The following is a 25,660-nucleotide window of genomic DNA, read 5'->3' as shown; positions in this document are numbered from 1 at the left end:
CAATTCTCATTTCCGACTACTCTGATAGAACTTGTTTTGTCACTACTTTACTATTTTTGACTGCAAATTGAAAAAATCAATGCAATAGTTTACATGACTTTAGGAGTAAAAAATGCTGGATTTATTTAGCTCAGGAATCATATCTCTGTGGCTGGACATGGCCGGGGTAGGCACTGCCGCGCCTAATGCTGCGTCAGTGCTGGCTTGGCGGGGAGGGATACCCGGGTTAGTGGTTGCCGAAGATTTGGCTTTTGGGGGAATAAATGCGGCAAATCCAGACTTGCCTGCAGAAGCGACGGTGCGGGAATATTTAAAAGATTTGAAAGACAAGAACTTGATTAATGGGAATCAAGGAATTTGGGTGCAAGCGGGAATGGTGCCACTGGTAAGTCAGCAGGGCAAGACGCTGATGCCTGGGGCTTCGCTAACTAAGATTGCGACTTCTCTGGCGTCGCTGGAGACTTGGGGCGCGGATTATCAGTTTGAAACACGGTTCCGAGCAACGGGGCCGATTAGCAATGGTGTATTGCAGGGAGATTTGGTGGTCAGCGGCGGGGGCGATCCGCTGTTTGTGTGGGAGGAGGCGATCGCCGTGGGCAATGCTCTCAATCAAATGGGTATCGAGCGCGTGGCAGGAAATTTGGTGGTGACAGGCAATTTCCGCATGAATTACCAGTCCGATCCTTTGGCCGCAGGGGAGATACTGCGGCAAGCTCTTGAGGGTAGCAATTGGCCTGCAGACGTGGTGGCAATGTATTCTAAGATGGCTCCAGGAACTAGAAAGCCGCAAGTAACGGTGGCCGGCAGCGTCATTGCTGAGAAATTTGTGACTTCGGGGCGTTTGCTGCTGAAGCGCCGATCGCTTCCTTTAGCGGAAATTCTCAAGCAGATGAACGTCCACAGCGATAATGAAATGGCTCAGATGCTGGCAGACGATTTGGGCGGGGCAAAAATAGTCCAGCAGCAAGCGACTTGGGCTGCGGGGGTGCCGGAGGAGGAACTTCAATTAGTTAACGGTTCGGGATTGGGAGTGGAAAATCAGATGTCTCCGAGGGCTGCTTGTGGGATGATGCAGGCGATCGCCCGCAACCTTCAGACGACTGGGCTGACGATTGCTGACTTGTTTCCGGTGTCCGGGCGGGATAAAGGCACTGTGGAACATCGGCACATTCCGCGATCGGCTGTGGTGAAAACAGGTAGTTTGGACACCGTGATTGCTTTGGCTGGAGCCATACCCACGCGCGATCGGGGTTTAGTGTGGTTTGCAATTATTAATCGCGGCACCGATTGGGACTCTTTGAGAGCGCAGCAAGATATATTTTTGCAAAAATTAGTGCAGCAGTGGGGAACTGCATCGACTTTGCCACTAGCAATTACACCGCACATTGACGGCGCCAGACCTGCTTTGGGGGCAGCAAATCGCAGCGATATTTTGCTGGGAGGTTAAGAAATAAGGGTTGAGTTGGGGTTCGCACAAAGACGACCGACATAATAGCTTAGAATTGAAACAGGACTATTCTGCAAGAAGATGATCAAACTGCGATTGAAGAGATACGGGAAAAAACGCGAGACAAGCTACCGGATTGTAGCGATGAACAGTTCTACCCGCCGCGACGGCCGTCCCCTTGAAGAGCTCGGCTATTACAACCCCAGAAATAACGAAACCAGGCTGGATGTTCCAGCGATTGTCAAGCGCCTGCAAGACGGCGCTCAGCCAACTGACACTGTGCGTGACATCCTGAGAAAAGCCCATGTATTTGAACAAGTCGGAGCCGGAGCCAACGTTGAATCCAGCACAACAGCAGTCAGCTAGTCCCAACTACGCTGGACTGGTTAAGTTTTTAATTGGGCCTTTTTTAGAGACCCCAGGCTCTTTGCGGGTTGATTGCGAACTGCACCCGCGTCAATCCCGGGTCTGGGTTAGGCTTGCTTTTGAAGATCCGGACAAAGGGCGGGTTTACGGTAGAGGCGGACGAAATATTCAGGCCATTAGAACTACCCTCGAAGCGGTGGCGCAGACGGCGGGTCAGTCGCTCTACTTAGACATATACGATGGTGAAGCAAGCGAGCGTGGCTCGGGGCCGCCCAGGGGCGATCGCGACCGCCCGGATCGCGATCGGCCAGATCGTGGCTCGCGCGAGCCACGAGGCGACTTCCGACCCCGGATGCCACCTCCGTCGCCGAGTCCCTTAGCTAGCAGAACTCCGAGAGAACAACCTCGCCGTACTAACACACCTACGTTTAGAACGAGCAGAAATACTCCCGGTTATTAACTGCATATCCCCAAAACAATTTTAGATTTTAGATTGCCTGTTGTAAACTTTGTATTACAAGCCCCGCTTGATTTGAGATTGCCGATTTTGCGATCGGACACAAATGTAAAATTTTAAATCTCAAATGTCAGCGGGATGAGGTAAATCTAAAATCTAAAATCTAAAATCTAAAGTTGCCTGACTTGATTGAAAGGAGATTTGATTTGTATCTCAAGCACCACACTCATTTGGCAGCTAAATCTAAAATATGCCTTAGATACTAGGTAAAACCTAGTATCTAAGGCGTCTTTTTGTTCGCAAAAGGTGACTGATTTAATTGTTAATTGTTAACTTTTAATTGCTTATTTGGAGGGAGCTTATGTTGGCATGACTGAAAAACTAACCATAGAGTTGCCGAGCACTCAAAGCGCGATGTCGCTCTCGGGCCATCAAGAAGAAAACCTGAAAATTATCTCTAAGCAAACCGGCGCTAACCTGGTGATGCGAGGGCAAGAACTGCTGATTTCCGGCACAAAGACTCAAGTAGAATTGTGTCATAAATTAGTGCGATCGCTCTCCGACTATTGGAAATCCGGCAAAACCATCACCCCAGTTGAAATCCAGACGGCGCGCTACGCATTGGATACCAACCGCCAAGAAGATTTGCAAGACTTGCAGCGAGACGTACTCGCCAAAACGCGCCGCGGCGAAGAAATTAGAGCCAAAACCTTCAAGCAGCGGCAATACGTCCAAGCAGTACGCACCCACGACTTGACATTTTGCATCGGCCCCGCCGGTACAGGCAAAACATTTCTAGCAGCTATTTTCGCCGTGCAAGCCCTGTTAAGCAAACAGTACGAACGGCTGATTTTAACCAGGCCAGCCGTAGAAGCTGGGGAAAAATTAGGATTTTTGCCGGGAGATTTGCAGCAAAAAGTCGATCCCTATTTACGCCCGCTTTACGACGCCCTCCAAGAAATAATCGACCCCGAAAAAATGGCCGATTTAATGGAAAGAGGCTTGATCGAAGTAGCTCCTTTAGCTTATATGCGGGGGCGCACTCTCAGCAATGCTTTTGTAATTTTGGACGAAGCTCAAAATACGACGCCGGCTCAGATGAAAATGGTGTTGACTCGTCTAGGCTTTCGATCGAGAATGGTCGTAACGGGCGATATCACTCAAACAGATTTGCCGCCCAACCAACAGTCGGGATTGTCAGTTGCCCAAAATATTCTGCGTAACGTTGAGGGCATTGCTTTCTGCGAATTTTCTCAGGCGGATGTGGTGCGACACCCCCTAGTGCAGCGGATTGTCGCTGCTTACGAACTGCACGAAAAATAGTCAGTAGTCAGTAGTCAGTATTTATTAGTCATTGGTTGATGGTTAGTGGTTGTTGGTTTTAATGCTCAATATCCAATGCCAAATTCCCAATTCCCAAATTAAATTATGCCTAACCTGAAAGAATTTTTGGAAGCTTGCGAACAATTGGGAACGCTGCGTTTAATCGTGACTAGCAGCGCGGCGGTGCTGGAAGTGCGCGGTTCAATTCACAAGCTGTTTTATGCGGAGTTGCCCAAGGGAAAGTATGCCAATATGCACGCCGAAATATTTGAGTTTCACCTAAATATGGACAAAATAATACAGGTGAAGTTTGAAACTGGTGAGGCGAAAAGAGGCAATTTCACTACTTATGCAATCCGTTTTCTGGACGAACAAAATGAGGCTGCTTTGAGCGCGTTTTTGCAGTGGGGAAAGCCGGGGGAATATGAACCCGGACAGGTGGAGAATTGGCACGAATTGAAAGAAAAATACGGAGAGGTTTGGGAACCTGCACCTGTTGAGGCGCTTTAAAACATAAGCTTTTTCACCTTTAAATTGCATATTGGGGGCGGGCAGGATGCCCACCCCACAAGAATAAAATTGATTTTTGTGTAACAGGCAGGATGCCTGTTTGTGAGAATGGTATAAAATAGGATCTTTAACTGATTTGTTGTCTACTTTCTGAATTAATGAATCGTAGACAGCGCAGAGGCCACAGAAAAGAGAGAGAGAAAGAAAGAGAAAGCTAGCTGTTTGAATGTAATTGGGTATGAAGGTAATTTGGAGTTTTTGTTTGGTGTTGCTGGTGTTGCTGTGGGGTGGCGGTGCGAGGGCGGGGGTTTTGGGCGATCGCATATCAAGTTTTCCCAATTGGGAAAGCAAGCCTCCTATCGCTGTAGCTAAGGGAGATTTGGTATATCCCGAGTGGATGGCTGGGAATTGGAATGTTGCTAGCACGTTGGTAGATTTAGCCGCTCCTTTAGCGCCAAATATTGTCACACCTGGGTTTGAAAGCAACCGCCAGTATTTGGAGCAGCCAGTATTATTTAAAGTGCGATTTCAACCGGAAAAAAATATTGGTGTTATTTATAAAAATACATCTAAGAAAGCTACAAAGATTGTAGCCGATCGCACTTTTAACGGTTTGAATATTGCCAAGGCTTATTTAGGCGATAGTGGCTTACTTTCGGTGAAAGTCGATCCGACCAATCCCAACCGCCAAATTACTGTTTTGAGAGGGGAACGCCAATTAATTTCCATTGTTACCAGTCGCGACACTGAAACGCCGAATCCTCGCGAGTTTGTGTCTACAGAGATTTCTCAGCAGGTGTTTCGGGGAGAGACTGATATTTATTTAAACGAAGTGGAAACAACCACGGCTTATCGAGTGGTTGGAGGCGAGGAAAATGGTGGTTATGCGAATAAAAGAATTGAGGCTAATCAGGTGACAGCGATTTATTTGTCGCCCCAAGACCCGAATTATTTTGCTGCTGGGGGGCATCCTGTGGCTTTGTACCGATATCGGTTGGAGTTGGTGCGGGCATAATTAAGCTGTCATCTCGATCTACCTAGCAACGATCGACTTTTTTCGACCCTCTCTATCATTTCATCAGCTTTCCTAATGACTTCAATCAGTTTAACTGTCGCTCAACCCCTTTACAAACGTTAACGATACCGTTAATAATAGAAACATCATCCGAACATTGACAACCAAATACAGCAATCATAAAACCATGACAACAACCTTACAGCAGCGCGAAAGCGCCAACGTCTGGGAACGCTTTTGCGAGTGGGTCACATCAACCGACAACCGCATTTATGTAGGTTGGTTCGGAGTCTTGATGATTCCCACCTTGCTCAGCGCCACCATCTGCTACATCATCGCCTTCATCGCAGCCCCTCCAGTGGACATCGACGGCATCCGCGAACCAGTAGCAGGTTCCTTAATGTACGGCAACAACATCATCACAGGTGCAGTTGTTCCCTCATCCAACGCCATCGGCTTACACTTCTACCCAATCTGGGAAGCAGCTTCCCTCGATGAGTGGTTGTACAACGGCGGCCCTTACCAATTGGTAATTTTTCACTTCCTGATCGGCATTTTCTGCTACATGGGTCGTGAATGGGAACTATCTTACCGCTTAGGTATGCGTCCTTGGATCTGCGTCGCTTACTCTGCACCAGTTGCAGCAGCAACCGCAGTATTCTTGATCTACCCAATCGGACAAGGTTCATTCTCAGACGGTATGCCTTTGGGTATCTCCGGTACATTCAACTTCATGATCGTGTTCCAAGCTGAGCACAACATCCTGATGCACCCGTTCCACATGTTGGGAGTAGCTGGTGTCTTCGGTGGTAGCTTGTTCTCCGCCATGCACGGTTCCTTGGTAACATCTTCCTTGGTTCGTGAAACAACCGAAACCGAATCGCAAAACTACGGTTACAAATTCGGTCAAGAAGAAGAAACCTACAACATCGTCGCAGCCCACGGCTACTTCGGTCGTTTGATTTTCCAATACGCTTCCTTCAACAACAGCCGTTCCTTGCACTTCTTGTTAGGTGCATGGCCAGTAGTTGGCATCTGGTTTACCGCTTTGGGTATCTCCACGATGGCTTTCAACTTGAACGGTTTCAACTTCAACCAATCGATTATCGACTCGCAAGGTCGTGTCATCAACACTTGGGCTGATGTCATCAACCGCGCTAACTTGGGTATGGAAGTAATGCACGAACGCAATGCTCACAACTTCCCTCTTGACTTGGCTGCAAGTGAAGTCACTCCAGTAGCTTTGGTTGCTCCTTCTATCAATGGCTAAGTTTTAGCTTTTGATTGACAAAAAGCGCCCCTATTTCTAGGGGCGCTTTTTGTTTGGGGAAAAATATTTTTAGAGTTCTCCTTATGTTATAAAACTAAGTGATATTAAGTCCGCTTGAGTAGTTGTCATTCTGAGTCCTGAAGGAAGAAGAATCTAGCCCTTTCGGCAAAGCCCTTACTTCGTTGCGCTTGACTCATGACAAGTAAGCATTTTGAGTCAAGCGCTCGCTCGGACATGATATGAGCAACAGTAATCAAAAAACAGAATAGCCAGAGCCCTGCAGCACTTTAACTGCTGCAGGGCTCTAACAGGCGATCGCATTTTAGGTTAATAAAGTTGATTTAGTTAATAGCCGATCGCCCAATCTAAAATTAAAAGGTGAAAAATTAACTTTTCACCTTTTAACTCTGAACCCTCGACTTTCAAATTACCCGTTACTGAACAAACTTCTTGAATGCCAGTGTCACGTTGTGGCCGCCAAATCCAAAAGAATTCGACAGCGCCACATCAACTTTTAGATCGCGACTTGTGTGGGGCACGTAGTCTAAATCGCACTCAGGATCGGGATTCTCCAGATTAATTGTCGGCGGGATTTTGTCATTGGCGATCGCCATTACCGCCGCCACCGCTTCAATTCCCCCAGAACCCCCCAACAGGTGACCCGTCATCGACTTGGTAGAACTAATTGCTACTTTGTAAGCGTGGTCTCCCAAAACCTTCTTAATCGCCTTCGTTTCCGTAGAATCGTTGGGAAGCGTGCTCGTGCCGTGAGCGTTGATATAGCTCACTTGATCCGGCCTCAAACCCGCATCCTTGAGCGCTAAAGCCATTGCTCGCGATGCACCTTCGCCCCCGGGTACTGGGGAAGTCATGTGGTAGGCATCGCAAGTTAAACCGTAGCCGACGATTTCTGCGTAAATTTTTGCGCCACGCGCCAGAGCGTGTTCCATTTCTTCTAGAATCAGAATGCCAGCACCTTCGCCGACGACAAAACCATCACGATCGCGATCGAACGGACGGCAAGCATGAGTCGGATCATCGTTGCGAGTCGAAAGCGCCCTCGCCGCAGCAAAACCCGCCACGCACAAAGGTGTCACCGCAGCTTCCGTACCGCCGCAAATCATGGCTTGCGCGTAACCCCCCTGAACTAGGCGAAACGCATCACCCACGGCATTTGACCCGGCAGCGCAGGCCGTCACGGTACAAGAGTTTGGCCCCTTAGCGCCCGTTTGAATCGCCGTCAGCCCCGCGGCCATATTCGCAATCATCATGGGAATCATAAACGGGCTGCATCGATCGGGGCCGCGAGTCAGATATATCTCTTGCTGCTCTTCCAAAACCTTCAGGCCACCAATGCCAGTGCCAAGAATGACACCCACCTGTTCTGCGTTCAGGTCGTTAATCTCAAACTTTGCATCAGCAACAGCTTGTTTGCTCGCTGACACCCCAAATTGAGCAAAGCGATCCATGCGCTTTGCTTCCTTGCGCTCTAAATAGTCGTGTGGGTCGAAACCCTTCACCTCTGCGGCAAAGCGGCAGTCGTGCCGCGACGGGTCGAATAAGGTGATCGGGCCTATACCATTCTTCCCGGCAAGCAACCCGTCCCAATATTCGGACAAGGTATTGCCGATCGGTGTAATCGCGCCGAGACCCGTGATAACAACGCGCTTACGCTCTAAATTTGTCATGATTTCAGTTTCAAAAAATTAAACACCCAGAACGCAGAACAAAAGAGGAGTTTCCAGTTTTATAACTTCTCTCCTCTTAGGGGAAAAGACAGGTATTTTATGCTTTTGGAGCTGCAAGTTGACTGCTGATGAAATCTACAGAAGCTTGAACCGTAGTAATTCCTTCGGCTGCTTCGTCCGGAATTTCAATATCAAACTCTTCTTCCAAGGCCATGACCAGCTCTACTGTATCTAAGGAATCTGCTCCTAAATCGTTAGCAAAGTTGGCTTCAGGCTTGACTTCGCTCGCATCGACTTCCAGTTGCTCAGCCACAATTTTCTTGACTCTAGCAAAAATGTCGTCTTGGCTCATAACATCGTGTCCTCATTGGTTGCTGCGTATCTAATCTTATCCGAAAGGGGGATCGGCAGGAGAAAGGCTAGCCGCTTTTCTAAGTGACACGGGCCAGCGACAATTGGGACACGGACGATCGCAGTAACTCTACGACTAAGGTAAAAAAACGCAAATAGCCCAAAATCAATCATCTCGTTTAGCCACCTGATAACGTTGAGGAACCGGATTTTTGGTCGATGGTGCGTCAGCCTTCAACTCAAAATGCTTGAGAAAAGCTGACAATTGGCTCCTAGCTAGGCGGTGATACGTTAATTATAAAGAGGGAAAACTAAGCAGGAAGCCTCCCGACTTCGATCGCTCAAGTTTCTTTTCCCGAACCTTGTGTCTCCAGCAGAAACGACTATGCCATCCCAAACTCTCAGATATGCTTACTTTCCCGGTTGCGTTGCCCAAGGGGCGGCCCGCGAACTTTACTTGTCTACAATGGCGCTAACTCAAGCGTTGGGGATTGAACTGGTGGAACTAAAGAAAGCTTCCTGCTGCGGTTCTGGCACTTTCAAGGAAGATTCGCAGTTACTGGAAGATACTGTCAACGCTCGCAATATTGCGTTGGCTGAGGAACTGAATCTGCCTTTGCTTACGCATTGCAGCACTTGTCAAGGGGTCATCGGTCATGTGGACGATCGCCTCAAGGAATCTCAGAAAATCGATCCCAACTACATAGAAAAAGTCAACGGTTTACTAAAAAAACAAGGTTGTTCGCCTTATCAAGGCAGTACCGAAGTGAAACATCTGTTGTGGGCGATCGTTGCCGATTACGGGATCGACGAGGTGCAGAAGCGAGTCACCCGCAAGCTTTCGGGCTTGAAGTGCGCGTCTTTTTACGGATGCTACCTGCTGCGAGCTCAGGATAAGCTGCTTTACGATGACCCGCACCAACCGGAATCGATGGAAAATGTGTTTCGGGCGATCGGGGCAACTCCGGTTTACTATCGAGGCCGGACGCAGTGCTGCGGCTGGCCGTTGGCGAGTTATGCCACTAACCAATCTTTTCAGATGGCAGGCAAACATATTCAAGATGCTCTTGACAATGGCGCTGATTGTATGGTAACTCCTTGTCCTCTGTGTCACTTGAATTTGGATTCGCGACAGCCGGAGGTGGAAAAAGTAATCGGGCGCAAATTGGGTTTGCCGGTGTTGCATTTGTCGCAATTGGTGGCTTTGGCTTTGGGTGTGGAGCCAAAAAAACTAGGGCTCGATCGACATATTGTTTCCACTAAGCCCGTGTTAGAAAAATTAGGCTTTTAGTCGATCGATTTGCACCGCTTTGCAGCAATACTAATTATCAAAAAGTTTGCAACAGTTGGTATAGTGGCTAATTCACCCAAATCTTTGCTACAAGCCAAAATATCAAACAACAAGTCCTTACAACTGTTGCACAACTTTGGAAAATTGGCATAAAAACTTGAGTTTTTTCTCAAATCAAATCCGGTTAGATCGGATTTATACAGAGTCCGCGAGCCGAAAGCTCGATCAGGCTCATACATTTTTGAGTCAATAGAAGATACAGACCCAAAAAACAGTATACTATTATACAAAATAGTTTTTTAAACTTCCTAACTTCCTAGTTAGAGACAAGGAAAAAGCAATGACACGAAACCCAGTAAATCTCACACGTTCGGTATTGCTATGGGCAATGCTAGGCATCATTTGTGGTTTATTTGCTGCAACTTATTGGATATGTTTGTCTTACATGATGCACGGATTTGAATCTTTTAGTGGAGTTTCTCTACTAATCATCATGCCACTGGCTGGTTTGCTCATCGGTTTGCTCATTCATTGGCTGGGAAATCCTGGCGAAATTGGGTTGATTATTGACAATATTCATCTCAAGGGTGGCCGATTACCAATGAACGAGAATCCTTCGATGATTCTGTCGTCGCTAATTAGTATTGCAAGTGGAGGCAGTGCTGGTCCAGAAGCACCAATGGTGCAAGTCACAGGTTCAATTGGTACGTGGTTAGCCGATCGCTTTCAATTGCGTGGAGAGGCACTACGAACTTTGAGTATAGCTGGCATGGCATCTGGTTTTACAGTTTTGTTCGGCGCTCCATTGGGTGGTACTTTTTTTGCTTTAGAAATCCTGCATCATCAGAATGTGGTGGAGTATTTTGAAGCAATATTGCCTGCAGTCGTGGCCAGTTGTGCAAGTTACACCATTTTTGTAGCAATTACCCAGCTAGGAATTGGTCCTACCTGGCATTTTCCTCAATACAATGTGGACAGCCTTTATGACTTTGGTGCAGCGATTGCTTATGGAATCGTAGGTGCGATTATGGGGTGGTTTTTTATCGCTGTATTTCGCACTGTAGGTCGCTTATTTGATTCGATACCCAGTCCAATCTATGTGCGAACTACTTTAGCGGGGCTAGGACTTGGTGTTTTATCAGCTTTATTTCCGCTCACTCGTTTCTTTGGTGAACATCAAATTGAAAAAATTGTTGAGGGCAACTTTTCTTTGGGATTTGTCTTAACTTTAGTTATTGCTAAAGTGTTTGCCATTAGTACGACCGTAAATGGAGGCTGGCGGGGGGGGATTATCATCCCACTGTTTTTTATAGGAGCCTGTTTAGGAAAGGCAATCGCTATCATTAATCCCGCATCCAACGAGACTTTGGCAATGATTTGTGTAATGGCTGCTCTGAATTCAACAGTTACTCGAACTCCAATTAGTACAACTCTGCTACTCGCCAAGTTGACAGGATTGAGCACTTTTACACCGATTCTCTTCGCTAGTCTCGTGGGTTTCTTCTTGGCTCCCCGATATCCCTTCATTACCTCACAGCATAAAGTTGATTAACAAACGTCTAGAATTCCTCTAATAGCTCGGTGTAGCGATTAAAAATATGTGCAATTTGCGAGTGTCGAGTCTAAAGGCTTCTGCCATTACAAATCCACTCCTTGCATGAAACAACATCTAGCCGTTGATACCACTCAGCTTGCCGTTTTTGATCCATTGCACAAAAGCCAGTGTGTCCGATGACTGTGGCTTGATTGAAATGTTGAGTCACAACCTCGATTACTTTCACACTCGGGCTCGTCAATATTCCGAAGACGATTTTTCTGCAAGGGCAAGGGGTATCACCCGGATCAGCTCATCGCAGAGAAAGTAAAAACTCTATCCCCAGATTATGACCCAGATCCGGTTTAAACTGGCACGGAAACTAACGAAAGCCGAAAAAGTGGCACTAGAGGGGAAAACTGGATTTGTCGTGGTGGCAACTCGCGCTCCTGATTAAACGGTCAAACGCTGGGATGTAAGGCTGTAAGAGTTTGCTCAAGAACTTTGAGCAGACTCTCACCAATCCTACTGCGAAACTCAATTTGTATTTCATCAGGCTGATGCTCAAACGGTTGGCAAATGAGTAAATCCCAAATGGGTTCTATAAGACTCCCAGCGTGAATAACTGTGAAGTTTTGTCGCTTTTTCGCGAAGTGCTTCCAGGCACTGCGGTAGACTAACCTTTAATTCTCTGTGCAGGCTATAGCGGTGGCACCTCACCGTCAAATCTGTTAATTCGCAGAGGCAGCAAATTTTTAGTGACTCGTTGGGAGCCTTTATTCAATGTCTCATTCAGTCAAAATTTACGATACTTGCATCGGCTGCACTCAATGCGTCCGCGCTTGTCCGACTGACGTTTTGGAGATGGTGCCCTGGGATGGCTGCAAAGCAGCTCAGATTGCCTCATCTCCCCGCACCGAAGACTGTGTAGGCTGCAAGCGGTGCGAAACTGCTTGCCCCACCGATTTTCTCAGCATCCGGGTTTACCTGGGAGCAGAAACCACTCGCAGTATGGGTCTAGCTTACTAAAAATCGATCGACACGCCGATCGAATTACGGGCACAAGAGAGGGGGCGATTAAATTGCCCCCTCTTTTTTGTCGCGGAATCTGCATTCTGGGGCCGGAAGAAGGTAAAAATGATAAAACTTGAGTTTTATTGCGATCGCTAAGCAGGAGTAGTACGTTAAATGTGCGGAATCGTTGGCTATATCGGCACGCAAGCAGCAAGCGAGATTTTGCTAGCAGGATTGGAGAAACTAGAATACCGGGGCTACGATTCAGCGGGCCTCGCTACCATCTCCGAAGGAGAAATTACCTGCATCCGAGCAAAGGGCAAATTGCACAACCTCCGGGAAAAGCTAGCAGAGATAGAGTCTCCGGCTCCCATCGGCATCGGGCACACTCGCTGGGCAACTCACGGCAAACCAGAGGAATATAACGCTCACCCTCACATGGATAATAACGGGCGAGTTGCGGTAGTTCAAAATGGTATTGTCGAAAATTATCGCGAGTTGCGGAAAGAATTGAAAGCAAAGGGACATAAATTTGTCTCGGATACGGATACAGAAGTTATTCCTCATTTAATAGCTGAATTTTTGAAAGAAGCAAGAAGGGAGAACGAAGAAAGAAAAGATAAAAAAACCGAGAAAATTGCTGATTTATCGTTTTTGGAAACAGTTTTAAAGGCGGTAAATAAATTAGAAGGAGCTTTTGCGATCGCCGTTATCTGTGCAGATTTTCCAGAGGAAATAATTGTCGCCAGACAGCAAGCTCCTTTGGTGATTGGCTTTGGTGCAGGCGAATTTTTCTGCGCTTCCGACACGCCGGCGTTAGTATCTCACACCCGCACTGTTTTGTCCTTGGAAAATGGCGAATTGGCAAGGCTAACTTCGATGGGAGTGGAAGTTTACAGCTTTGCAGGGGAAAGGCTGAAAAAAAGCCCGCGCATCCTTGGTTGGAGTCCGGTTTTAGTCGAAAAACAAGGCTTCAAACACTTCATGCACAAGGAGATTTACGAACAGCCAGCGGTAGTCCGAGCTTGTTTGGAGGCTTATTTAGAGAGCGATTGGCAGCCAGAAAATCCGCGCTCTCCCATCAATCTCAACTTGCCCAAGGAACTTTGCGCCGATGTCGAACAAATATCGATTCTCGCCTGCGGAACGAGCTGGCACGCCTCGCTAATTGGCAAATATTTGTTGGAACAATTAGCTAATATTCCCACTGCGGTGCAGTACGCTTCTGAGTACCGCTATGCGCCCGCACCGCTGACAGCAAATACTTTAACTATTGGGGTAACTCAATCGGGAGAAACGGCGGACACCCTGGCTGCTTTGGGGATGGAACAGCAGCGCCGCGCGGGTTTTACTGATAAATTCCGGGCGAGAATGTTAGGCATTACTAACAGGACTGAAAGTTCGATCGCCCACATGATGCCACACATTATTAACACCCACGCGGGCATAGAAATTGGCGTTGCTGCCACTAAAACTTTTGTCACTCAGTTGATGGCATTCTATTTCTTAGCTTTGGATTTGGCGTACCAGCGACAAACAATCAGCACGGAGAGATTGGCAGAAATTATTGCTGGTTTGCGCCAGTTGCCAGGGGAAATTGAGAAGTATTTGGAGATTCAAGAACAGTATGTGGAGGAATTGTCCCACCAGTTTACAGACACCCAAGATTTTATCTTTTTGGGGCGGGGAATTAATTTTCCCATTGCTTTGGAAGGTGCGCTGAAACTTAAGGAAATTAGCTACATTCACGCCGAAGGATATCCGGCGGGAGAGATGAAACACGGCCCGATCGCCCTTTTGGATGCGAAAGTGCCTGTAGTGGCGATCGCCATGCCCGGTAGCGTCTACGAAAAAGTGCTTTCCAACGCTCAAGAAGCGAAGGCCCGCGACGCCCGTTTAATTGGTGTTACGCCTAAGCAAGGTGTGGCAGAAGCCGAGATTTTTGACCACATTTTGCCGGTGCCTTTGGTGGATGAATTGTTGTCGCCGATTGTAACAGTAATTCCGCTGCAATTGTTGGCTTATCACATTGCGGCGCGTCGAGGTTTGGATGTCGATCAGCCGCGCAATTTGGCGAAGTCGGTGACGGTGGAGTAAGGTTTTTTCGGATTATTGAGTTATCAGACTTATTGCATAGGTCTTTGATAGAGCCGGTCAACCGCAGATGATAGGCAGATTAACGCAGATTAAGGCACATTATTTCAAGAAAAGCGAGCCAATGAATGCAAGAGGTATATAGCAATCCTCCATGATTTGTGGGATGGGCTTCTAGCCCGTCCCGTTTTTTCGGTGCGTCAGTTAGGATTGTTTTCTGATTGTCGATCGCACACACCCCCAATCGCCGCCAATAGCAACCAGCTTGTAGTATTGAGTCGGAAATCAAACAGCGTCACGTCTACAGTGTTAAATAGGGTACAGGCGACGAAGGCTAATAAATAACTGAAAAAAATTAGGCGATCGCCCGCTCTTACATCTTGACCAACCACCTGATTTGTGATCCTAGATATTGAGTTTTGATTGAACACTAAAGCATTTTCGGCTTTTTCCAGTGGTGGTATTTGCTCCGGTTTAATATCCGCAGGAAAAAGCGGCCAATTCGCCAGCAGCAAAACACCCCTAGCCAAAACCCAACCAACTAAACCAAACAAAAAAAGCGTTGCGGGTATTCCCGTTTCCGCAGTTAACATCAGTATCAAACTGTGAGGATGACCGAGCCATTCTTGCATCTGAGCTTGATAGAGAGGCGTAAAATTTCGCAATCCCCAACCAGTCCAAGGACGCTGCTGAGTCATCGACCAAGCAAATTCCCACTGAGTTTTTCTCAAAGTAGCAGTCGGCCGATTTGGGAACATCTCGTCGGTGAGTCTAGCCCAAAAGAAAGCCGGAACAATTGTTCGTAAAGATTGCCGCAGTGGTTCCGGGCCAAAGGCAGACAAAAAAATTGTGCTAGCCACACTCAAAACCGCCGCTAATAATTTTTTATAACCCGCATAAAATGCAAAAGCCAAAACGGCCCAAACTGCCAGCCCCCAAGCATTGCGAGAATTAGTAAAAATCAAACAAACAGCATTTCCCACCACTGCAAAAGTTAAAAACAGGAATTGGGAATTGGGAATTGGGAATTGGGAATTGGGAATTGGGAATTGGGAATTGGGAATTGGTAATTGGTAATTGGGCATTGCTGACAACTGCCAACTGCCAACTGCCAACTGCCAACTGCCAACTGACAACTGCCAACTGACTTCTTCCATCCATAGTCCCAGTGCTAAAATAAAAGCAATTGTCAGATAGCAAGCTAAAATATTAGCGTACATAAATACAGAAGCCATACGGCCGGGGGGATTGCCTTGGGGTGCGATTACCCAGCCAAAAACAGGCTGCAATTGATCGATGCCACTCCAACCTAAAAATTGCTGTCCCAGACCTAAAATTATCACCGGGATTGAACTAATTACAATCATCCAAGACAATTGCCGCAATTGAGGCGAAGTTTGAATTAAACGGCTGAAAGCGGCAAACAATATAAAGAACGGCAAGAAATTGCACAACCCTAAAAAAGCCTCGATGCGGTTGTTAGCCAAAACTGCTGTGATGACTAGCAGCGCGCTCAGAATTGCGAATCCTCGATTCAGCGGGCGGCGACTAATTTGACGGAATTTTTGCTTGCAAGTGCCGGCCAATCCCAGGAATAAACCTAAAGCTCCCAAAATCGGAATTAAGGGAAAAATCAGTATCCCTACTTGAGCTAAATTCCAAGGGATTTGCAGGCGGCGATCGGGATGTTTGTGCAGGCGAGACTTGAGATTTTCAAGTGTCTGTTTAGTAGCTAATTTCAACCGATTTTTGATATTCACCCACACTCCCAATCTCAAATCTAAAATCTACAATTTACCATCGTTAAGCTAGTTCCCAAACGCATTCCGATCGCGTCAAGCGTATTTGAGCTAGGGCAAAAATGGTCGGGATAATGCGGCCGTAGTTCGTGGAAATCGATCGCCAACCCAAATCCGCAAAAAACCAAGTCCACATCACCGGGCCGAGCAACGAAAATACGCTCCGCGTCGCACCGTAACGAGCTGCACTCACCGCCATACCCCGCCGCGCCGTCTGAATGGCGACATAATTTTGAAACTGGGTTGCTGCAGTTGCAGTGCCTGCAAGCACTCCTTGTTTTGCCATTTGATAGGTGGCAAAATGCAGCGCAAATTGATTAGCCATCAATTTAAGCAACATTGGTTTTAAGATGGAACTTACAGCTAAAGCGCTGCCGCCTTTGAACAGTAAACCCAGCGGGTCTTTTTCTGCTGAAATTGGCAGGGGTTCTGAGAGTTTAGAATCAACGATCGCTCGCTGTACGCGCACTGTCAGTGCTTGCTGTTCCTCTGCCGGCAAACGCTTCCACGCCCGGCCCATTAAGTGCAGAAATACTTCTGCCTCTAAGTCGGTGGTTGACAACTGTTTGGGATAAGGGATTTTGAGATAGCGACAAACTTGAATTAGTGCTTGTCTGTAAGTTACTTGTTCGGTTCGCCCTTTGAGTACCGTCAATCCGTCGGCTGCTAGATAGCGAAACCGCTGTTCTACTGCGTCGAGCCATGCTTCGCGATCGCGACTTTGTATGTCTATGGGTGCGGGGGTTTGCACGTAATCTAAAGGGTTAAACTTGCGGCTGAACAGAAGTTCTGTTAGTTGCTGCAATTCTTCTTCTGTTGTCAATTCTAGTGCGGCTCTGAGTTCGTCCAAAATTTGGCCCTCCCCTATGCGATTTTTGATTTTTGATTTTTGATTGTCGCTTAGTAACGATCGCCCTGTGGAACTTGCCGAGCGCTACATTTTTTTTAAACTAATCTTACCCGTCGATTCGTGCCAGCCCCTATTCTACTACCTGGCGCAGGGGATCGACAGGCTTGGCACAGAATATCCGACTGCTAGAAGCCATAACCTCAGCAGCTACATTGATAAGCGGACGTGCATCTAAATTTTAGAGTCAAGTTTGGGGTGTCCCGCCCGCCCTAAAAATACAATTTAGATGCCCAACAGCAAACCCGGAACCCCTCGGTACGTCTGCAACCCCGTAGCTTGAAGAGTCAAACCGTCGCCCTGAACCCCCACTATTTTATTGACTATAAACAAAGGAAAAATAATTTAGTGTACTTCTGTTCAAAAAGGTCAGTTAATCCTATAATAAGTTGGGAATTTTTAGAATAAGGTAAATGATGTCTTCTTCTGTCGCACCGTCTTTTTTGCAGGGATATTGGCAAGATACTTTCAATCTCAAGCAGCATCTACAGGATTTTTTAAACTTAGATTTAGAAACAATTGAACAAGAGCTAGCCGTCGGTCAACAATCCCTAAAAGAAATAGGTCATCGGGATTTTGATTGGAAAAAAGCTAGCGAGTTTTATCGCGATCGAGTCGGACAAGCTTACCTATTTGACCTGGGAGCTTGGCATATGTCCAATCAGGATTACATAGGAGGTACTTTAACATTAATATCAGATATGGCGGCCGGTCGAGTTTTAGATTTTGGCGGCGGTATTGGCACTCATGCTATTGCAGCAGCTCTTTGTCCTCAAGTAGAACAAGTAGTCTATTGCGATCTTAACCCCATAAATTGCAATTTTGTTCAAAGCCGAGCGGCTAAGTTAGGATTGAGTGACAAAATTTCCTGTTGTCTGGAAGTATCCCCGACGGAAGTTTTCGATGCGATTATTTGTTTTGATGTGATGGAACATTTACTAAATCCAAGTCAGAAATTGATAGATTTGCACCAAATGCTGGCTCCGTCAGGGAAGATTATCCTTAACTGGTATTTCTTTAAAGGTTTTCATCAAGAATATCCTTTTCACCTAGAAGACAAGGAAGAAATAAACACATTTTTTACTCAACTTCAGTCGAAGTTTATCGAGGTTTTTCACCCTTATTTAATCACGGCTCGTTGCTATCGCAAATTAACTGCAAGTTAAGAAATCAGCTGCAGGCTTATTTCCTAGAAAAAGTCCGGTAAGTAATGTATCTGAAAGTTCAATTATGTTCGATGTTGCGGTGATTGGTGCGGGTATGGCGGGGCTGAGTTGCGCTCAACGGTTGCGTCAAGCTGGTTATTCTGTGGCGGTTGTTGAGAAATCTCGCGGCGCGGGGGGACGAGTTGCTACCCGCCGCGTACAGGGTAGTAGGGCCGATCACGGGGCGCGGTATCTGGAACCGCAGGGGGATGCGGTGCAGGGGTTAATTGAGGTTTTGGTCGATCGGCACATCCTCAAACTCTGGACTGATAGTGTCTGGGAATTTCGACAGGGAAAACTTTCGGCTATTCCTAGTTCTTGTTATGTCGCACCTGCGGGTATGAATGCTATCGGTAAGTATCTGGCTGAGGATTTAGATATTTGGTACGGCCGCCGCGTCAAAGCTATTTCTCCTACCGACAGTCAAATGTGGCATCTTTCTCTGGAAGTTACTGACGACAATTTAGAGATACCTCAAGAATTGATTGCTAAGGCTGTGGTTGTGGCAATTCCTACTCCTCAAGCTTTAATGTTTTTGAATTCGGCAATCGGTTTGTCGCCTGATTTTATTGACAAATTGCGTTCTGTGGAGTACGACCCTTGCATTACCGTTATGGCTGGCTATCCTGTGCCAAAACAGCAAGATTTGAGCAATCTAAATCCGCAGTGGAAATCTGTTTCTTTTCCAGATCATGCTGATTTAGCTTGGGTTGGTTTAGATAGTAGCAAGCGGCTAGATCCGCAGCAGTCGGTGTTTGTGGTTCACAGCAGCGCAAATTTTGCAGAACGCCATCTAGAATCAGTTGATTTGCCAATAGTGGGTCAAGAATTGCTCGATCGCACTTCTGAATCTTTAATCCCTTGGCTGAAACAGCCGGAATGGTTGCAGGTTCACCGCTGGCGCTATGCTTTTTGTCGAAATCCTTTGCCTGTTTCTTGTTTGCCTGCTGGGGGGAATTTGCCACTGGTTTGTGCGGGGGATTTGTGCGGCGAAGGTCAAATAGAAGCTGCTTTGCGATCGGGTTTGGCGGGGGCTAATTGGGTGAATGGTCAGTTGCAAAATTTGCCGTTAGATTCAAGCCTAAATTGGTAATATGGCTACAATTAAGGTATCGATTTTGCCTCTAACGCTATGATTGTCATCCCGTCAGGGTTTAGCCCCGAAGATTACCTTGCCCTCGAACGTGATAATACCCTCCGGCATGAATATCGGCGCGGTTTAGTGTAGGCGGCGGGAGGTAGCGATGACCACAACCGTCTCTATATTATTAATTTTATAACTGCGATTAACCTTCACCTGCGCGATAAGCTGTTGTGCATTTAAAATGCGTTTTTTAGATGTTGAAACCCTTTACTGGCTTAGATAGCCTCGCAAATTTAAATGATGAACAGCTTAGAGTTATGAAAAATCCATCTAACGACTTACAAAAAACTGGAAAACTGGTGTAAACTACCACTTTTCCAAAGTGTTATTTTTGTCCTATTTCCTGCTGTTTTGACTCTTGTTCTTGCATCTGCAATAACTCGGGAACTGTTACGAAAATGTACCCTTCCTTTCTCAATCGAGCAATAATATCAGGCAAAACTTTTACAGTTCTCGATCGATTCCCGCCGCCGTCGTGCATCAGCACAATACCACCGGAATGTGCCTGCCTCATCACGTTGTCCATCAAAGATTCCGTAAGACTGCGCCAATCAAAAGAATCAGCAGACCACATCACAACTGTATAATTTTTCTTTTGAGCGTAAGCTGCCAATCCATTGTTTAAAATACCTCCAGGCGGGCGAAACATCGATGTTTGGATGCCAGTCAACTCTTCAATTAACGATGAAGTGCGATCGATCTCGCGAGCGGCACCGTCTTCGTTATACTGAATGTATTGGTGGTTCCAAGTGTGGTTGCCGATCGCGTGACCGGCTGCTGCGACCTGTTTGCCAATTTTGGGATAAGTTTGCAGGTATCTTCCTACCCAGAAGAATGTAGCCTTAATATTGTTTTCCTTGAGAATATCTAGGATTTGTGTAGTTGTTGTCGGCCAGGGGCCGTCGTCAAATGTCAGGGCGATCGCCTTGTGCTGGGAGTCGAGTTTGGCCTCACGAATGCTTGTACCTTTAAACTGCGACGGTACGGCTGATTGAAATCGGATTTCCTGCAATTGGGCGATCGCCTGTTCGGAAAACTCAACTCGATGGGCGATCGCCTCGGAGAACTGATTAATATTGGATATCGGCTGTTCTTCTTGGGAGTGGGATACGGCCAAGACTTGCGCCTGAATCGGTTGCAATGGCTGATTTGCCCGCAAGTTCATCGGCAACGTCACACCCAGCAAAAAACTTGCTGTGGCGGCCACAAAAGCAATGATTAACGTTTTTCGCCCCCTCAACAACCGTTTCATTTTTGTCACGTCATTCTCTCCTTCACACCTTGCACAGTTAATTTAAGATTTTATGTTGATATCAAGTTAATCCACTTAAGAGAATAATCTTAAATTGGACTGCCCGTAAAAATAGCTACTGGAAATAACTGAGCGCGGGGAAGTCCCTCCGGATAAAAAAATTAAGATTTGTGCGCCATAAATTCCCTAACCCATGAAAATGGGGGATGGTTGAAATTTTTGCCCCGCCAGGGGGACGGCGCTCAAGTCGGATTCATGGCACGATATTCTGAGGGGCTCAGACCGCCTCCGCCCGCGCCCCTACCTGACACTGCAATTTGGTTTAACCGGATTTGATATGAGGCGATCAATCACCCGCCCCCAGCGCCGTAAAATTAACTTTTAACACCGATTCTCTCTTTGTACAAGCCGACAATCCGATCGATAACTTCGGCAACAGTCAGATTGTCTGTTTGAATTGCCACAGCATCGGCCGCTTTACGCAAAGGTGCAACCTCGCGCGTGCTGTCCTTTTCGTCCCGCAGGGCGATGTCTTGTTCCAATTGGGCCAAGCTAATATTAGCCCGATCGGTATCTTTAAGTTCTAACAGCCGCCTGCGCGATCGCTCTTGTACCGAAGCCGTCAAAAAAATCTTCAGTTCCGCATCGGGAAACACGTTAGTGCCGATATCGCGGCCTTCTGCTATAACTCCGCCTTTTGTGCCGCAGCGCCGTTGTTCCTCCACCAGAAATTGTCGCACGGCGGGAATTGCCGCCATTTCCGAGACGCGGGATGTCACTTCCAAACTGCGAATTGCCTCGGTTACGTCTTCGCCGTTAATCTTCAACATCTTTGATGCGGGATCGAGGTTGTATTCCAAATAACTGGAACTGATTAATTCGGCGATCGCGCATTCGTCGGAAATCGGCGTGTCTGTTTTCAATGCCAGCCAAGTCAGCGCCCGATACATCGCACCGGTATCCAGATAAAACAAGTTCAAAGCTGTTGCTGCAAGGCGAGTTACGGTAGATTTCCCTGCTCCCGCCGGGCCGTCGATCGCCACAATGGGCCGGCGATTCCTGAGAATTATATTGTCAATCAAACGAGTAGAGCCGACTCTGGCTGCCACGGCTAAAAGTCCCGCTGTTTCCACAACCTGCAAGGGCGTCAAAGTGTCGGGATCGACGAGTTCGGCGTATTCGAGCTTGACTGCGGGTTCTCCTGCGACTCCTGCACGCACCGCAGCGAGTGCGGCCGCTGCGATACGGTCGCCTGAAGAAAAAGTTTCCGAGGCTTGTTGCAGGGCGCGGTAAAGTACGGAGGCTTGCTGTTTTTGCTCTGTCGTTAAATACTGATTGCGAGAACTCATTGCCAGTCCCGACTCTTCGCGGACGATCGCACAAGCGACAATCTCTACAGGCAGGTTAAAATCAAAAGCCAGCTTCCGAATAATTGCTAGCTGCTGGGCGTCTTTTTGACCGAAATAAGCTTTTGTCGGCTGCACCAAACTCAAAAGTTTAGTAACAATGGCCGCGACGCCCTGAAAATGACCGGGCCTTGCTTTGCCGCACAAAACCGATGTCATCGCTGGTGGCGGCACTACTTGAGTTAAGGATGAAAGGTGAATCTCTATCTGTTTTTCGGCGGTTTGCTCTGTTTCTGTGCGCTCGACCGCTTGGTTGCCGAACATTTCCGTTGCTGAGGGAGCAAATATGGCATCAACGCCAGCTTGTTCGCACAACAGCCGGTCTTGCTCGAAATTCCGAGGATAATCTTGAAAATCTTCTGTCGGCCCAAATTGCAGCGGGTTGACAAAAATGCTGACCAGGGCGATCGCATTTTCTTGCCTTGCCCGCTGGATCAAGCTCAGATGCCCTGCGTGCAAAGCTCCCATCGTCGGAACCAAACCGACTGTCACATGAGGTGCAGCAGACTTTTGTGAATTTAAGTAGCAGCGAAGTGCTGCAATGGTAGTAAACAGGCGCACCAGTAGAATCTCCTGAAGGCATTCGGCAGAATACAGAGTTTATTTGTCAGAATTTGTTCGGGTTGACATCTTGCACCACACTCAAGAACAGGCATCTTGCCTGTTCCACAAAGAATGGTGCAAGGTGTCAGTTTTATCTGAAGTGTTGCACCATACTCAATAAGCCTTTTCTGGGCTAGGAGCAACGGCCCACAAGAAATTCACTCTTTGTGGAACAGGCCGGAAAGCCTGTTGCTAACAATGGTGCAAGATGTCAGTTTTATTCTACTTTCTGCTTTCTATACTTCCGATAACTATTGTATTCTGCCTTAGAGTAACGTTCAGCGTCCAACAGTTGTTTGCTGCTGCGGTTCGATCACTTCGATTTCGACTCTCGCAACGCCGCTGCTCATCATTCCCAGCACGCTGGCTGCGCCTGCGGACAAGTCAATGAGCCGATCGCCCACATAGGGGCCGCGGTCATTAATGCGTACGACTACGGTGCGGCCGTTGTCGAGATTTCTCACCATGACTCTAGTTCCAAAAGGCAAATGGCGGTGGGCTGCGGTCAAATCATTTTGGTTGAAACGCTCGCCGCTGGCGCTGAGGTTGCCGTCAAATCCCGGGCCGTACCAGGAAGCCCAGCCGCTGAGGCGCAATTGAACTGGGCCCATAGACAGCAGGGAGGGTTCTGCTTGGGGTTTGCCTGCGACTTCTTCCAAGGGTGGGGCGTTGCCCAGAAGGCGGCGGAGGCGATTGGTTGCTTGTAGGGCGTCTCGGCTAAAGTCGCTGGTGGTGTCCGGAAGCATGGTTTCGGCGTTGATGTTTACCAAATCCTCACCGTTTGCCTGGATAATGTAGCGATCGCCTGTTTCCCACTTAACGGTAATGCTGTTCGGATCGATGTTGTTGCGGGCTAGCTGGTTGAGTCTTGCTGCTAAGCTCGATGCCCGCCACACCGGATCAGATTCTTGGATGCGGTCGTTGCTGGCAGTGTTTCCAACTTTGGGATTTTCTTTGGCGCCCCCTACTTGCATCTGACTGCTAGCACCGGCTTTGCTGTCGCCAGTTTCTCCCAAAAGCGTGTTTTTTTCCGGACTGGTGTTCACAAAGGTGATGACTGGAATGTTTCGCACGTAGACTGTCGCTGCTTGTCGCCCGCCCAAGTCATGGGGCTGAATTTTGGCGATCGAGTCTCGGTCAATGTCAGCTCTTGCTTGATACTGATACTGTCCGACTTTTTGTGCTTCGACCCGAGTTGCGTTTAACTGCGGGGACGGTTGGGTGGAAATTACTTGCTTGGAAGCCTGAGAGTTTTGCTTGTCGGCATCTGTTGCTTGTGCGTGACAAGAGGATGCCGTTCCTACCACAGGAACTAACAGGACAGCGAGTAGAGCACCAACAAATTTTTCCTTCATACGTCCATTTTTGTGAATAGCCATTGCCAACCGAGATTGGAGGATTGGCCGTTTGGCGGCGGGCGTCAAAGATTTCTCTCTTGCCCTTCGCCATTCCCCCGTGAGTCAAAGCAAAGTATCGGGGAGCGTTTTTGCTTTAATGCTTCAGCCCCAAATAAATTTGGCTGAAATTTCCCTGACACTTGACAACTCATACTCGATTCGCAATTTGTGTGTTGTTCACGAACTGCAACAGACTACCACAAACTTTTGCGGTTGGGGATCGCTCCGATCGCGATTTTCACCAAATCTTCATTAAATCTTTTCAGAGCTCTCTCTCATAAAATCCTTTATTTCCAGTGCTTACAGCCGTTTCAGATATTCCAGAAAAATTTACAAAAATTTACACAAATTTAGCCTTTTTTGTGGGCAGCCGAAGGGCTAGTGTAAAAAAAGCTGTTTGTCAACTGTTATGGGCATAAACTAAAAATTAGAAATCGATTTGGCGGACTTATGGATTATCGAGAAGCAGGTGTGGATGTTGAGGCGGGCAGAGCTTTTGTCTCGCGCATCGGGAGTATGGTCAAGAGCACGCACCGATCGGGTGTTTTGGGCGGATTCGGCGGTTTTAGCGGGTTTTTCAGCGTCCCGGAGGGTTTAAAAGAGCCGGTGATGGTTTCGGGTACTGACGGCGTTGGGACTAAGTTGAAATTGGCCCACAATCTCGATCGGCACGATACGGTAGGTATCGACTTGGTGGCGATGTGCGTCAACGATGTGCTGACATCCGGGGCCGAACCCCTCTTTTTTCTGGATTATTTAGCCACGGGAAAGTTAAATCCCGAACAATTAGCTGCGGTGGTAGCCGGGATTGCTGACGGTTGCAAGCAAGCGGGCTGTGCTTTGCTCGGAGGGGAAACGGCAGAAATGCCCGGTTTTTACCAAGCGGGTGAGTACGATTTGGCGGGGTTTTGCGTGGGAATTGTCGAAAAGAGCAAATTGTTGGACGGTTCGCGGGTGCAGGTGGGAGATGTGGCTGTGGGGCTGGCAAGTTCGGGCGTGCACAGCAACGGTTTTAGTTTGGTGAGAAAAATTGCTGGTGATCTGGGTTTTGATTGGCATTCCCAACCAGAAAAGTTAGGCGGCCAAAGTTTAGGAGAAGTCCTGCTAACTCCGACTAAAATTTATGTGAAACCAGTCCTCGAAGCAATTAAGAGCGGTTTAGAAATTCACGGCATGGCTCACATTACGGGCGGCGGTTTACCGGAAAATTTGCCCCGCTGTTTGGGAACCCATCAATCTGTGAAAATTGACTGCAATAGCTGGCCAAGTTTGCCCATTTTTGACTGGATTGCTGAAGCGGGCCAAGTTGCCACAGCAGATATGTTCAATACTTTTAATATGGGGATTGGGTTTGTGCTGTTGGTCGATCCCAGGGAAGTAGAACAGGCTGTTAAATGGTTTGAATCTCAGGGAATTGGTGCGTTCGCGATCGGGGAAGTGATTGAGGGGAACGGGGAATTGGTAATGAGCTTCGATTAATTTTAATTGAATTAATTAAAAAAAAATCGCCTTTTTTTTCGGGTCAATCGCTTGACTTTGAGCGTTCAATAACGTATTATTAGATAATGGGAGTGGTGGCAAAATTAA

General features: G+C 47.5%; 22 protein-coding genes. 14 read left to right on the top strand and 8 right to left on the bottom strand.

The genetic code is table 11. The features are described from left to right. Positions 1-112 precede the first annotated feature (112 nt). From QUA40_RS03355 to psbA, 7 genes are all read left to right on the top strand, one after another. Positions 113-1,447 carry a D-alanyl-D-alanine carboxypeptidase gene (locus QUA40_RS03355; RefSeq protein WP_333121766.1) on the top strand — a complete coding sequence of 445 codons (1,335 nt, stop codon included), beginning with the start codon at positions 113-115 and terminating at the stop codon, positions 1,445-1,447. Between the two features lie 81 nt (positions 1,448-1,528). After that, a complete protein-coding gene (gene rpsP, locus QUA40_RS03350; protein ID WP_333048223.1) occupies positions 1,529-1,813 on the top strand; it encodes a 30S ribosomal protein S16 in 285 nt (94 codons plus the stop codon). Then, positions 1,785-2,273: a KH domain-containing protein gene (locus QUA40_RS03345; protein ID WP_333121764.1), complete on the top strand. Its 489-nt coding sequence runs from the start codon at positions 1,785-1,787 to the stop codon at positions 2,271-2,273. The genes rpsP and QUA40_RS03345 overlap by 29 nt, the downstream gene beginning before the upstream one ends. Before the next feature lie 366 nt (positions 2,274-2,639). Beyond that, the gene (locus QUA40_RS03340) at positions 2,640-3,593 is read left to right on the top strand and encodes a PhoH family protein (protein ID WP_333121762.1); all 954 of its coding nucleotides are present in this window, start codon (positions 2,640-2,642) and stop codon (positions 3,591-3,593) included. A gap of 105 nt (positions 3,594-3,698) precedes the next feature. Next, the gene (locus QUA40_RS03335; protein ID WP_333121761.1) at positions 3,699-4,103 is read left to right on the top strand and encodes a ChuX/HutX family heme-like substrate-binding protein; all 405 of its coding nucleotides are present in this window, start codon (positions 3,699-3,701) and stop codon (positions 4,101-4,103) included. Between the two features lie 238 nt (positions 4,104-4,341). After that, positions 4,342-5,118 (top strand): DUF6816 family protein, encoded by a 777-nt coding sequence (locus QUA40_RS03330; RefSeq protein ID WP_333121759.1) that lies wholly within the window; start codon positions 4,342-4,344, stop codon positions 5,116-5,118. A gap of 187 nt (positions 5,119-5,305) precedes the next feature. Then, positions 5,306-6,388 carry a photosystem II q(b) protein gene (gene psbA / locus QUA40_RS03325; protein WP_333121757.1) on the top strand — a complete coding sequence of 361 codons (1,083 nt, stop codon included), beginning with the start codon at positions 5,306-5,308 and terminating at the stop codon, positions 6,386-6,388. Between the two features lie 434 nt (positions 6,389-6,822). On the opposite strand, the gene fabF is transcribed toward psbA, so the two are convergent. Further along, a complete protein-coding gene (gene fabF, locus QUA40_RS03320; RefSeq protein WP_333121756.1) occupies positions 6,823-8,076 on the bottom strand; it encodes a beta-ketoacyl-ACP synthase II in 1,254 nt (417 codons plus the stop codon). Positions 8,077-8,173: 97 nt separating this feature from the next. Beyond that, positions 8,174-8,428 carry an acyl carrier protein gene (gene acpP / locus QUA40_RS03315; protein WP_333121755.1) on the bottom strand — a complete coding sequence of 85 codons (255 nt, stop codon included), beginning with the start codon at positions 8,426-8,428 and terminating at the stop codon, positions 8,174-8,176. A 384-nt stretch (positions 8,429-8,812) separates the two neighbouring features. Here acpP and QUA40_RS03310 point away from each other — a divergent pair, with 384 nt between their 5' ends. After that, positions 8,813-9,718 carry a CoB--CoM heterodisulfide reductase iron-sulfur subunit B family protein gene (locus tag QUA40_RS03310; RefSeq protein WP_333121753.1) on the top strand — a complete coding sequence of 302 codons (906 nt, stop codon included), beginning with the start codon at positions 8,813-8,815 and terminating at the stop codon, positions 9,716-9,718. Positions 9,719-10,058: 340 nt separating this feature from the next. Continuing rightward, positions 10,059-11,270: a chloride channel protein gene (locus QUA40_RS03305; RefSeq protein WP_333121751.1), complete on the top strand. Its 1,212-nt coding sequence runs from the start codon at positions 10,059-10,061 to the stop codon at positions 11,268-11,270. A 70-nt stretch (positions 11,271-11,340) separates the two neighbouring features. On the opposite strand, the gene QUA40_RS03300 is transcribed toward QUA40_RS03305, so the two are convergent. Then, complete coding sequence (locus tag QUA40_RS03300; protein WP_333121749.1) at positions 11,341-11,499, bottom strand: hypothetical protein; 159 nt, start codon at positions 11,497-11,499, stop codon at positions 11,341-11,343. A gap of 536 nt (positions 11,500-12,035) precedes the next feature. Between QUA40_RS03300 and psaC the strand changes: the two genes are divergently transcribed. Beyond that, positions 12,036-12,281 (top strand): photosystem I iron-sulfur center protein PsaC, encoded by a 246-nt coding sequence (gene psaC, locus QUA40_RS03295; protein WP_015175986.1) that lies wholly within the window; start codon positions 12,036-12,038, stop codon positions 12,279-12,281. Positions 12,282-12,440: 159 nt separating this feature from the next. Then, positions 12,441-14,363 (top strand): glutamine--fructose-6-phosphate transaminase (isomerizing), encoded by a 1,923-nt coding sequence (glmS, locus tag QUA40_RS03290; RefSeq protein WP_333121748.1) that lies wholly within the window; start codon positions 12,441-12,443, stop codon positions 14,361-14,363. Positions 14,364-14,560: 197 nt separating this feature from the next. Here glmS and QUA40_RS03285 read toward each other — a convergent pair whose 3' ends face one another. Continuing rightward, positions 14,561-16,120: an O-antigen ligase family protein gene (locus QUA40_RS03285; RefSeq protein ID WP_333121746.1), complete on the bottom strand. Its 1,560-nt coding sequence runs from the start codon at positions 16,118-16,120 to the stop codon at positions 14,561-14,563. Between the two features lie 43 nt (positions 16,121-16,163). Continuing rightward, positions 16,164-17,009, bottom strand: coding sequence for a YaaW family protein (locus tag QUA40_RS03280; protein WP_333121745.1), 846 nt, complete (start codon positions 17,007-17,009; stop codon positions 16,164-16,166). Positions 17,010-17,479: 470 nt separating this feature from the next. Here QUA40_RS03280 and QUA40_RS03275 point away from each other — a divergent pair, with 470 nt between their 5' ends. Together QUA40_RS03275 and QUA40_RS03270 are read left to right on the top strand one after the other, a co-directional pair. After that, positions 17,480-18,232, top strand: coding sequence for a methyltransferase domain-containing protein (locus QUA40_RS03275; protein WP_333121744.1), 753 nt, complete (start codon positions 17,480-17,482; stop codon positions 18,230-18,232). Positions 18,233-18,296: 64 nt separating this feature from the next. Next, positions 18,297-19,364, top strand: a complete 1,068-nt coding sequence (locus QUA40_RS03270) for an FAD-dependent oxidoreductase (protein WP_333121743.1) — start codon at positions 18,297-18,299, stop codon at positions 19,362-19,364. A gap of 376 nt (positions 19,365-19,740) precedes the next feature. On the opposite strand, the gene QUA40_RS03265 is transcribed toward QUA40_RS03270, so the two are convergent. The 3 genes from QUA40_RS03265 to QUA40_RS03255 all read right to left on the bottom strand — a co-directional run bounded on the left by QUA40_RS03265 (position 19,741) and on the right by QUA40_RS03255 (position 24,055). Then, positions 19,741-20,667: a polysaccharide deacetylase family protein gene (locus tag QUA40_RS03265; RefSeq protein ID WP_333121809.1), complete on the bottom strand. Its 927-nt coding sequence runs from the start codon at positions 20,665-20,667 to the stop codon at positions 19,741-19,743. 374 nt (positions 20,668-21,041) lie between these two features. After that, entirely contained in the window at positions 21,042-22,634 is a 1,593-nt protein-coding gene (locus QUA40_RS03260; protein WP_333121741.1) for a bifunctional pantoate--beta-alanine ligase/(d)CMP kinase, read from the bottom strand. 320 nt (positions 22,635-22,954) lie between these two features. Next, positions 22,955-24,055, bottom strand: coding sequence for a septal ring lytic transglycosylase RlpA family protein (locus QUA40_RS03255; protein ID WP_333121740.1), 1,101 nt, complete (start codon positions 24,053-24,055; stop codon positions 22,955-22,957). A gap of 468 nt (positions 24,056-24,523) precedes the next feature. Here QUA40_RS03255 and purM point away from each other — a divergent pair, with 468 nt between their 5' ends. Beyond that, positions 24,524-25,552, top strand: coding sequence for a phosphoribosylformylglycinamidine cyclo-ligase (gene purM, locus QUA40_RS03250; protein WP_333121738.1), 1,029 nt, complete (start codon positions 24,524-24,526; stop codon positions 25,550-25,552). Positions 25,553-25,660 lie beyond the last annotated feature (108 nt).

The organism is Microcoleus sp. Pol11C3 (genome assembly GCF_036701485.1).
In the GTDB taxonomy this organism is placed as follows: Bacteria; Cyanobacteriota; Cyanobacteriia; order Cyanobacteriales; family Microcoleaceae; genus Microcoleus.
This window is presented reverse-complemented; position numbering and strand designations above follow the sequence as displayed.